The sequence below is a fragment of the Kitasatospora sp. NPDC041917 genome (genome assembly GCF_055589745.1).
This window is the reverse complement of sequence record NZ_JBVJBI010000081.1, coordinates 1-9,881: the sequence shown is the minus strand read 5'-3', so window position 1 is coordinate 9,881 and position 9,881 is coordinate 1. Positions and strand designations below refer to the sequence as shown.

General features: G+C 74.3%; 8 protein-coding genes. 1 reads left to right on the top strand and 7 read right to left on the bottom strand.

Annotation, left to right across the window (positions count from 1 at the left end):
• Positions 1-96: 96 nt before the first annotated feature.
• From ACZ6EM_RS39935 to ACZ6EM_RS39910, 6 genes are all read right to left on the bottom strand, one after another.
• On the bottom strand, positions 97-804 hold the full coding sequence (locus ACZ6EM_RS39935) for a hypothetical protein (protein WP_401045606.1): 708 nt from the start codon (positions 802-804) through the stop codon (positions 97-99).
• Between the two features lie 199 nt (positions 805-1,003).
• Complete coding sequence (locus ACZ6EM_RS39930) at positions 1,004-1,786, bottom strand: GNAT family N-acetyltransferase (RefSeq protein ID WP_401045609.1); 783 nt, start codon at positions 1,784-1,786, stop codon at positions 1,004-1,006.
• A 60-nt stretch (positions 1,787-1,846) separates the two neighbouring features.
• Positions 1,847-2,413, bottom strand: a complete 567-nt coding sequence (locus ACZ6EM_RS39925; protein ID WP_401045613.1) for an RICIN domain-containing protein — start codon at positions 2,411-2,413, stop codon at positions 1,847-1,849.
• 44 nt (positions 2,414-2,457) lie between these two features.
• The gene (locus ACZ6EM_RS39920) at positions 2,458-3,312 is read right to left on the bottom strand and encodes a peptidoglycan-binding protein (protein WP_401045616.1); all 855 of its coding nucleotides are present in this window, start codon (positions 3,310-3,312) and stop codon (positions 2,458-2,460) included.
• 42 nt (positions 3,313-3,354) lie between these two features.
• Entirely contained in the window at positions 3,355-4,257 is a 903-nt protein-coding gene (locus ACZ6EM_RS39915; protein ID WP_401045619.1) for a CAP domain-containing protein, read from the bottom strand.
• Between the two features lie 133 nt (positions 4,258-4,390).
• The gene (locus ACZ6EM_RS39910) at positions 4,391-7,321 is read right to left on the bottom strand and encodes an AfsR/SARP family transcriptional regulator (protein WP_465774624.1); all 2,931 of its coding nucleotides are present in this window, start codon (positions 7,319-7,321) and stop codon (positions 4,391-4,393) included.
• A 130-nt stretch (positions 7,322-7,451) separates the two neighbouring features.
• On the opposite strand from ACZ6EM_RS39910, the gene ACZ6EM_RS39905 reads away from it, so the two are divergent.
• Positions 7,452-8,894: an AfsR/SARP family transcriptional regulator gene (locus tag ACZ6EM_RS39905; protein ID WP_465774623.1), complete on the top strand. Its 1,443-nt coding sequence runs from the start codon at positions 7,452-7,454 to the stop codon at positions 8,892-8,894.
• On the opposite strand, the gene ACZ6EM_RS39900 is transcribed toward ACZ6EM_RS39905, so the two are convergent.
• Positions 8,888-9,388, bottom strand: a complete 501-nt coding sequence (locus ACZ6EM_RS39900) for a hypothetical protein (RefSeq protein ID WP_465774622.1) — start codon at positions 9,386-9,388, stop codon at positions 8,888-8,890. The genes ACZ6EM_RS39905 and ACZ6EM_RS39900 overlap by 7 nt on opposite strands.
• Positions 9,389-9,881 lie beyond the last annotated feature (493 nt).

Sequence of the window (9,881 nt, the reverse complement as noted above, 5' to 3'; positions counted from 1 at the left end):
AGGTGTGGACGCCTTCCTGCGGATCCACGGCGCGTCGTCGGCGGCGTCGTCGCCGACGGCACGGGGCTGACGGCACGGGCTGGGCAGGTCCGGGCATCACTTCCAGTTGAGGCCCTTGCCGAGGGTGTACGGCTCGCCCCAGTACTCCGCGCCCGCGACTTTGGAGGCCTCCGGGGACATCGCCACCGCACAGGACGTGGCGGACTGGCCGTTGGTGAAGCCCTTGGGCAGCGACTCGCTCTTGCACTTGGGGAAGGAGCCGATGACCATCAGCTCCTGCGCCTCGGTGCCGTCCGCCAGCAGGCCCTTCATGTGGTTGACGCTGGTGTAGGACAGGTCGGTGCTGCCGGCGTTGGTGACCTTGTAGTGGATGTAGTACGGCACCAGCCCCTTGGCCTTGTCGCCCAGGTTGAGCGAGGTGAGGTCGGCCGGGTCGCCCTTCTCGATCGAGGTGACCGCGAGCGCGATGGTGCCCTTGGTGCTGCCCGAGCTGAACGGGATGGTGGCGGCGTCGCCGAGCTTCAGGGTGGTCCCGGCCGCCGGGGCGCTGCCGGCCGGCGCGGGCGCGGCGGCCGTACCGGAGGCGCCGCCGCCCGCCGGGGCGGAGGCCGAACCGGAGGCGGCCGGGGCGGTGGCCGCGGCGGTCGGCGAGGCGGCCTGGGTGGCGGGCGCGCCGGTCGCCGGCGGGGTCGTCGCGGTGTCGGATGACGAGGCGTCGTCGTTGCAGGCGGTCAGGGTGAGCGCGCCGACAGCTGCCAGCGAGGCCAGGGCCAGGGCGTGGCGACTGCTGCGGATGGGCTTCACGTGTGGATCCCCCGTGGTTGCGGACCCCCGGTGCCGGCGGTCCTCCTGAGGGACGTTCATAGCGCAGCGCGAACGATCGGGACCATGGGTTCGGCGCCGCTTTGACACGCTCGTGACGAGTCCCTGGCGCGGCTGTGACAAGGGATATCGACTCGTGATCCGCCGCACCGGCCCCGGGCCGTGCCCTAGTAGTGCTTTGTTAGGTGGTGCCGAGCACCAGCTCGTTGTACGTGGCGACGGTGGTGAAGCCGAGCCGCTCGTACAGTCGGATCGCCGGGGCGTTGTCGGTGCGGACGTTCAGGCCCAGGTGGTCGGTGCTCGCGGCCAGCCGGCGGCAGAGCGCGGTGACGCAGGCCCGGGCGAGGCCGCGGCCGCGGGCGTCGGGGTGGGTGGTGACGTTGCCGAGCACGGCGACCCGCTGGGCGGGCGAGTGGACGTGCACTCCGGCGACGGCCAGCAGCCGGCCGTTCTCGCGGACGCCGACGTAGCCGCCGCCGGCCAGCATCCGGGGGTCGAACCAGGAGTCGGGGTAGGACTCGGCGAGCAGGGCTCGGACGCCGTCGACGTCGGCGAGGCCCAACGGCCGGGTCTCGTGCGTGTCCTCGGCCGGGGGCTCCGCCGTGAGGAGCATCCGCAGCAGCGGCGTCCGGCGTTCGACCGCGTAGTCGGGTGCGAGCGCCCGCTCGGCGCCGTCCGGCAGCCCGGCCGTGAACCGGCGGGGGAGGAAGGGGCGGAGGTCGCGCAGCAGCGCCTCCAGCGGGGGGAGGCCGGCGGGCCGGGCGAAGGCGAGCAGGACGGGGGTGTCGCCGCCGCTGTAGAGCAGTGCGACCGGTCCGTGCCCGGCGTCGGGAGCGGCGGTGTACCAGGTGGTGTTGGGCCAGAGGGTGTCGTCCAGGTCGCCGAGCTCGAAGAGGTGCAGCGCCGGATCGGTGTGGAAGCGGGCGGCGAGCGCGGCGCGGTCGTGCAGGCTGATGAGGGGCACGCGGACGAGGATAGGCCCGGTCCGCTCGACGTCGAGGAGCGGACCGGGCCCGGTGGTTCGTCAGCCCAGCAGCCAGCGCTGGGCCGGGTCACCGGTGTTGCAGGAGGCCACCCCGGTGGCCTGGCCGCCGCCGTTGGAGGTGAGGCACTGCCCGGTGGCCGCGCTGCGGATCAGGTACCAGCCGCGGTCGTTGTCCGTCAGCAGCCACTTCTGGTTGGCCGGCATCCAGTCGCCGGTCGGCCGGTTGAGGCCGTCCAGCCCGCCGGGGGTGTCCCAGAGGTGGACCGCGCCCGAGCCGGTGTCGAGGTCGATGACCTTGCCCTGTCCGTGCGAGATCGCCGTGGTGCCGTCGCAGTACTTCCAGAACGACCAGGTCTGCGCGGGCGACTGGTTGGCCGGATAGATGATGATCGGCTGACCGTTGACCTCGACGTTGTGGTACAGGTCGAGCGCGCCGGCCCCGGAGCCGTTGTTCACGGCCGTCATGCCTCCCACGGACGGCGACAGGTCGCAGGCGCCGGCCTGCGCCGCCTGTGCGGCGGGCGCGCCCGCCACGACCGCCCCCGCGACGGCCGCGACGGTCCCGACCGAGGCGAGGAGCCTGCGGGTACGGGTGATGGTGCTCATCGGGTTTCTCCTTCTGGTGAGGTGGGTGTGCCGTGTGCCCGGCGTCAGCCGCGCGGGACCGCGAGCGCGGCCCACTGCTTGGGGCCGGGGACGCCGTCGGCGTCCGCGCCCGAGTCGCCGAGCTTGTGCTGCCAGTTGCGGAAGGACTCGCGGTCGGCGCCGGACCACTCGGGCCCGGGGCCCTCGGCGTAGGCGGAGCAGCCCTCGGCGACGAGGCGCTCTCCCATCCGGGTGATGACGTCGCTGTTCTGGCCGTCGTGGAAGAAGTCGGCGCCGGGGAAGGGCTCGTAGCCGTCGCCGCCGTCGCCGCCGGCCGCCGGGGCGGTCCCGGACGGGGCGCCGCCGGCGGGGCTGTCGTCGGCGGACGCCTCCTGCCCGAAGTAGAGCGCCCCGGAGCGGTCCTTCCACTGCGGATCGGCGAGGACGACGCCCTCGGCGAAGTCCGGGATGCCGTAGCCGTGGACCCAGTCCGAGTGGCGCTCACGGGTCTTGAGGTAGACGCCGTCGCCCTCGGAGCTTCCCCCGTCGTTGGTGTTGCCCTCGACGGTGGTGATGGTGGAGCTGGTGTAGGCGACGCAGATGCCGGTGTGGCTGCCGCCGCCGGGCCCGAAGAAGACCTGGCCGCCGATGACCGGGTACTCGGTGAAGCGGTCGCGCTCCTTGAACCAGGCGACGCCCTCCGCGCAGGAGGCGCTCACCGGGAAGAGCCCGCCGTTGCCGGACTGCTCGGCGCACCAGGCGACGAAGGTGGCGCACCAGGCCTCGCCCTGGGACCACTCCAGGCCGGCGACGGCGGGGGAGAACTTCTGGATGTTGTTCCAGTGCCCGCCGCTGCGGCCCTCGTGGTAGCCGACCTCGTCTCGGGCGATGCGGATCAGGTCCGCCGCGTTCGAGGACATGGGTATGGACTCCTTGTTGCTGGAAGGGTGCCGGTCGGGGTCTCAGGCCTTGCCGAAGGTCTGCACGTAGCGGCCCCAGTTGCCGCGCTGGCGGGGCGCGTAGCCGATGCCGATGAAGTTGTAGTCGGGGTTGAGGATGTTCACCCGGTGGCCCGGGCTGTTCATCCACATCTGCATCGCCTCCGGCACGCTGTTGCTCGGGGTGACGTTCTCGGCGGAGGCCCGCGAGGAGAAGCCGGCGGCCGCGATGCGGTCCCAGGGGGTGCTGCCGTCGGTGCCGTTGTGCTGGGTGAGGTCGTGCGAGGCCATGTCGTTGGCGTGGCGCTGGGCGGCCGCGCTGAGGCGGTCGTCCAGGCGCACCGGCGGGGCGCCGACCCGGCCGCGCTCGGCGTTGACGGAGTTCAGCATCTCGGTGCGGAAGTCACCGCCACCGGGCTGCGGCTGGGGCTGGGGCTGCGGCTGGGGCTGCTGCTGGCCGCCGCTGCCGGCGCCCCCGGCCGGGACGAGCTGCCAGCGCTGCGCCGGGTTGCCGTCGTCCTGCTTGGCCAGGGTGAGGGGCGAGCCGGGGGCGGCGGCGGTGAGGAAGAGCATGCCGTCGTTGGTGCGGGTGGTGCGGATGCGCACCCAGTCGTTGTCGAGGGGCTCGAAGCACCAGTGCTGGTTGGGCTGGTTGTGCTCGTTGTAGAGCCAGGTCTGGCCGATGGAGTAGTTGAAGTCCATGACCATGGCCTGGCCGCCTGCGTGCCGCCCGGTGGTCAGCAGGGTCTCCAGGAGGAAGCTGCCGTTCTCCTTGGCCCAGAAGGTCCAGCCCTGGGCGGTGGTGCCGTTGGGGCCCCAGGACTGGATGGCGGTGCCGGCGGTGGTCTGGCTGGAGCGGAGGTCGGCGACGGTTCCGTTGGCGGACTTGAGCGTCCAGTTCTGACCGTGCTGGGGGAGCGTGGGCATGGTTGCGCCTCTCGTCTGTGGTGTCGCCCCGGGCCGCAACCGCTGCGGCCCGGGGCCTGACGAGAGAGACGTTCCGGCACCGCGGTAGACGGTCGGTCAACGCGCGTAGTGCACCTTCGCGTTGATGCCGTGTCTACCGCTCCAGCAGCCCCCTGACCTGCTCGGATTCCTCCTTGAGCCCCAGCCGCTCGTACACCTCCAGGGCGTCCGTCAGACAGGCCCGGGCCTGGCGCGGGCGGCCGAGGCCGGTGAGCGCGGTGCCGAGGGTGCGCAGCAGGGCGGCCTCCAGGGCGGCGCTGGTGCGGCGGGCGAGCGGGAGGACGGCCTCGGCGGCGTCGACGGCGAGCAGCCAGCGGCCGGCCTCGGCGTGGATGCGGGCGGCGAGGTCCCCGGACGCGGCGGCGAAGACGGTGACCTGGAGGGCGGCGAACTCCTCGCGGGCGCCGACGGCGTGGGCGAGCGCCGCCTCCGGGTCGCCGCACAGCCGCAGCACCCGGGCGAGGTAGTAGCGGCCGGTCGCGGCGGAGACCGGGCCGGAGTCGCTCATCAGGCGGGCGCAGCGTTCGGCGGCGTCCCGGGCCTCGGCGAGGCGTCCGGTCTGGGCCGCGCTGAAGGCGAACTCGCCGAGCGCGCTGCCCTCGGAGCGTCCGGCGTCCAGGCGGCGGAACAGCCCCGCGGCGCGGCCGGCGTGCTCGGCGGCCTCGGCGTAGCGGCCGTGGACGCGGGCGTTGCCGCCGAGGGTGAGCAGGGCCTTGGCGAGGACCCGCTCGGTGCCGGTGGCGGTGCAGATGTCGACGACCCGGCGGATCTCCTCCGCGGACTCGGCGTAGCGGTTGACGTGCCAGAGCATGGAGCCGCGCACGTACCGGGCGAGGGCGTGCGGGCCGTGGTCGCCGCGGGCCTCGGCTTCACCGGCGAGGCGTTCGGCGAGGTCGGCGATGACGGTGGTCTGGGTGCGTTCGGCGAGCACCGAGCTCATCCGGTCGGCGAGTTCGGCGGCGCGGTCGAGCGGCACGGCCGGGTCGGCGCAGCTCAGGGCGATGACGGCGGCGTGCACCTCGGCCTGCTCGCGCATCCAGCGCACGGCTTGCGCGCCGTCGGCGACCGGTCGGCCGGGGTGGGACACGGCCGCGTCGAGCAGGCTGAGCTCGACCGGGTCGGGCCTGCGGGCGGCCAGGTCGGCGTTGCGGGCGCTGGCGAGGCAGAAGTCGAGCAGCCGGTCGGTGGCGGCGGTGCTCTCGGTGGCACCGTCCTCCTCGGCGAGCCGACCGCGGGCGTAGGCACGGACGAGGTCGTGGAACCCGTAGCGGCCGAAGCGCGGGGAGTGCAGGAGGTTGAGGTCGACGAGGGTTTCGAGCAGCTCTCCGGCCTCGGCCTCGGTGCGGTCGAGCAGGGCGGCGGCGCAGGGCAGCGGGACGTCGGGGGCGTCGGGCAGGGAGAGCAGCCGGAAGGCGCGGGCGAGTTCGGCGTCGAGGCGGCGGTAGGAGAGCGCGAAGCTGGCTTCGACGGTCCGTTCGCCGTCGCTGAGTTCGACCAGCCGGTGCTCGCGGCGAAGCCCTTCGGTGAGCGCGGCCAGGGTGAGCGAGGGGTCGGCGGCGAGCCGGGAGGCGACGATGCGGACGGCGAGCGGCAGCAGCCCGCACGCCCGGACGACCTGCTCGGCGGCCCCGGGCTCGGCGGCGACGCGTTCGGCGCCGACGATCAGGGTGAACAGCTCCAGCGCCTGCTCGGGCGGCAGGGTGTCCAGGCGCAGCTGGTGGGCCCCGGCGAGGCCGGTCAGCCGGTGGCGGCTGGTGACGAGGACCGCGCACCCGGGTGAGCCGGGCAGCAGCGGTTCGACGTGGCCGGTGGTGGCGGCGTTGTCGAGGACGACCAGGACGCGCCGCCCGGACAGGGCCGAGCGGTAGAGCGCGCTGCGTTCGCCGGTGTCCGGCGGGATCTCGCCCGGGTCGACGCCGAGGTCCCGCAGGAAGCCGGCGAGCACCGTGCCGGGGTCGGGCGGGGTGCGGTCGGCGCCGCGCAGGTCGGCGAAGAGCTGTCCGTCGGGGAAGCGGTCGCGGACCCGGCGGGCCACGTGCACGGCGAGGGTGGTCTTGCCGACGCCGCCCATGCCGTCCAGGGCGGAGACCACGACGGCCCGGCCGCCGGCGCCGGCGAGGCGGTCGGCGAGGGTCTCGGCCTCCTCGGTGCGGCCGGTGAAGTCGGGCAGGCCGGACGGGAGCTGGTCGGGCGCCTGCCAGCTGTCGGTTTCGGTGGCGGCCGGTTCGGTCGGGCCGGTGGTGGCGTTCGCGGGCAGCAGGGAGGCGTCCTCGCGCAGGATGCGCAGCTGGAGTCCGGCCGGTCCGTCCTCGCCCGGCGGGAGCCAGGCGCGGGCGTCCTCGTACACGGCGAGCGCCTCGGCCTTGCGCCCGGCCTGGTAGAGGGCGCGCATCAGGACGGCGGTGAGCCGGGGGCGGCCGGGGTGCTCCAGGGCGAGGGCGGCCGTCGCGGCGGTGAGGTCGGTGCGGTCGCCGAGGTCGGCGTCCAGCTCCAGTTCCGTCTCCTTGGCCGAGACCCGCTGTTCGGTCAGGCGGGCGCGGACGGCCTCGGCGTGCGGCCCGGGCAGTCCGGCCAGTGGCTCGCCGACCCACATCCGGTGGGCGCGGCGCAGCACCTCCCGGACCTCCTGCGGCGGCGCGTCCGCGTCGCGCAGCCGTCGGGCCTCGGCCAGCAGGGCATCCCAGTCGGCCGAGTCCAGCTCGGCCCCGGCCGCCCTGAACGCGTAGCCGTCGCCGACCCGGACCAGCGGCATCCGCTCCGGGTCGTCCCCGGCGTACGGCCGGAACGCGGCGCGCAGCCGGGAGACGGCGAGCTGGACGGCCTTGCGCGGGTCGGCCGGTGCGGCCCCGCCCCACACCCCCTCGACCAGCACCGGGACGGCCACCGTCCGCCCGGCCGCGCCCAGCAGCACGGCGAGCACGGCCCGCTGCTGCGGCCTGCCCAGTTCCAGTTCCTGCTCCCCGTACCAGGCCCGCAGCGGTCCCAGCAGTCCGAACCGCAGTCCGGACCCCCCGATGTCACCCATGTCCCGTCCCCGAAAGTCGTTCTGCGCCGGGATCCCGCCAGTTCCGGCCGGACGGCGGGGCCCCCATACCCCGGCGGCCTATTCTCTGTCACAGATTGTGTACCGGATCGACGTCTTCGAGGGGTGGGCGGTGGGGCTCGATTTCAGCCTGCTGGGTCCGCTGCGGGCCCGGTGCGACGGCCGTGAGCTCGACCTCGGCCGGCCGCAGCAGCGGGCCGTGCTGGCGGCGCTGCTGATCCCGCCGGGGCAGCTGGTGTCCACGGATCGGCTGGTCGAGGACCTGTGGGGGGCGGACGACACCCGCTGGCCGAAGGATCCGGTCGGGCAGATCGGCACGCACATCCACCGCCTGCGGCGTGCCCTGGGCACGCCCGGGCTGCTGGTCGGGACCGCGGGCGGCTACCGGCTGGAGGCGCCGCGTACGGCGGTGGACCTCTTCCGTTACGAGGTCGCGGTGGCCGAGGCCATTGCGCTGCGTCACCAGGATCCCCTGCGGGCGCGCGAGTCGCTGGCGCGGGCACTGGGTTCCTGGGAGGGGCAGCGCGCCCTGGACGGGGTGCCCGGGGCGTTCGCCGAGCGGGTCCGGGAGCGGCTCGCGGCGGGGCGGTTCGCGGCGGTGAAGGCACTGCTCGGCCTGGACCTGGCGCTCGGCCGGCACGCCGAGGCGCTGGATCCGCTGGCCGGGCTGGCGGCGTCGTACCCGCAGGACGAGGAGGTGCACCGGCTGCACCTGCTGGCGCTGCACCGCTGCGGCCGTACGGCGGAGGCGCTGGCGGGGTACGAGGCGTTGCGGGAGCGGTTGGACGGGGAGCTCGGGCTCGAACCCGCCCCGGCGCTGGTCGAGCTGGCGGAGCAGATCCGGCGCGGCGAGACCCCGGTGCTGCTGCGGCGGCTGCCGAGGCCGTGTCAGCTGCCGCCGGACATTCCGGACCTGGTCGGGCGGGCGGCGCAGGTGCGGGAGGCGGAGCGGGCGCTGCGGGCGGGCGGCACGCCGGTGTTGGGGCTGTCGGGCCCGGCGGGCTGCGGCGCGTCGGCGCTGGCGGTGCATGTCGCCCACGCCGTCCAGGACGCCTTCCCGGACGGGCAGCTGTACGCGAGCGGCGGCGGCTCGGGCGCGGTGCTGGCCGGCTTCCTGCGGGCGTTGGGGGATCGCGCGGACTCCTCGGCCGGCCTCGACGAGCTGTCCGCGCGCTACCGCGCGGCGCTCGCCGGGCGTCGGGTGCTGGTGCTGCTCGACGGGGTGGCCGAGCCGGGGCCGCTGCTGCCGGCTGCGCCCGGCTGCGCCGCGGTGGTGGCGGGCGCGGAGCCGGGCGCGCTGCCCGAGGTCGCCGTGCGGCTGGCGGTGGGACCGCTGGAGCCGCACGACGCCTATGAGCTGCTGGCCCGGATCGTCGGCGCGGAGCGGGTCCGGCGGGAGCCGGAGGCGGTGGCCGAGGTGGCCGCGCTCTGCGGCCACCTGCCGGTGCTGCTGCGGACGGCGGCGGAGCGGCTGGCCGCCCGGCCGCGGTGGACGGTGGCCGACCTGGTCAGCTGGCTCGGGCTCCGGGGGGACGGGCCGGGGAGGACTCAGTAGAGGTCGGAGGAGAAGAAGACCGAGCCCGGGCCGGAGAAGGGGCCGCGGTCGGAGGAGTGGGCGAGACGGGGGATGATGCCGCCGCCCCAGTAGACGCCGGAGGTGCCGCCGGAGGTGACGGTCAGCTTGGCGTGCGGGTGGCCGGCGGTGCCGGACGACCAGCAGGCGTAGCCGTTGGCGGCGTAGACGACGAAGTTGCCGTCGACCTGCATGACGGCCTTGTAGCCGCAGCCGACGGTGTTGCTGGCCATCTTGACGTCGCTGCCGAACTGGTAGACGACGAAGTTGCCGTCGGGCTGCATGATCATCCTGGTGGAGCCGGACTCGATGTACCAGCCCGGGTAGAGCGGCTCGTCGTCCCAGATCGAGACGTGGTCGCCGGCCCGGTCGATCGCCGCCTCCGCGGTGCCGGTGGAGGCCACGGCCCCGGCCAGCGCGAGCGCGGTGGTGGCGGTGGCCAGGGCGATCTGCCGAAGGGCCTTCATCGTCTTCATGTCCCCGTGTACCTCGTGGTTCTCTCGTGCGATCGCGCCGCCGGGTCCTCGGGGCGCGGTGTGGCACGAGCTTGGGGCAGGGCGGTAGACAAACGATGAACGCCGACGTTGATCGGCGTCCGGGGGTGTGGGGCGGGGAGGAGCCGGGCAGGGGCGTTTGGCTTGGGCCCGGAGTAGGAGTACTGTCTCCTAGTCGCCTGACAGGGAGCACCGGACACGCAGCCGCGCGGACGGTCCCGGGGTGGCCAATCCTCCGAAACACCACTTCCCGGTTCGGGCCGGGTCGCTTCGTCTGTGTGCGTCGTGGCCTGGTGCGTATTCGGCGTGCTCGTTTTATTGGGTTGCGGTCGGATTCGCTTTTCGGAGCGGGGATCGGCTAGAGTTTGAAACGTCGGACGGGGCGTCAAACCCCGGAAGACACCGGCGAGTTGGATGAACGAAGCCCCGGAAACGGAGCGGAAAACATCTGATAAGCTGGAAACACGAAAGAACG

Excerpts from the sequence above, each read along its gene's own strand:
- ACZ6EM_RS39915 (WP_401045619.1), bottom strand. The coding sequence starts at position 4,257 with ATGCCCACGCTCCCCCAGCACGGTCAGAACTGGACGCTCAAGTCCGCC.
- ACZ6EM_RS39900 (WP_465774622.1), bottom strand. The coding sequence starts at position 9,388 with ATGAAGACGATGAAGGCCCTTCGGCAGATCGCCCTGGCCACCGCCACC.
- ACZ6EM_RS39925 (WP_401045613.1), bottom strand. The coding sequence starts at position 2,413 with ATGAGCACCATCACCCGTACCCGCAGGCTCCTCGCCTCGGTCGGGACC.
- ACZ6EM_RS39920 (WP_401045616.1), bottom strand. The coding sequence starts at position 3,312 with ATGTCCTCGAACGCGGCGGACCTGATCCGCATCGCCCGAGACGAGGTC.
- ACZ6EM_RS39910 (WP_465774624.1), bottom strand. The coding sequence starts at position 7,321 with ATGGGTGACATCGGGGGGTCCGGACTGCGGTTCGGACTGCTGGGACCG.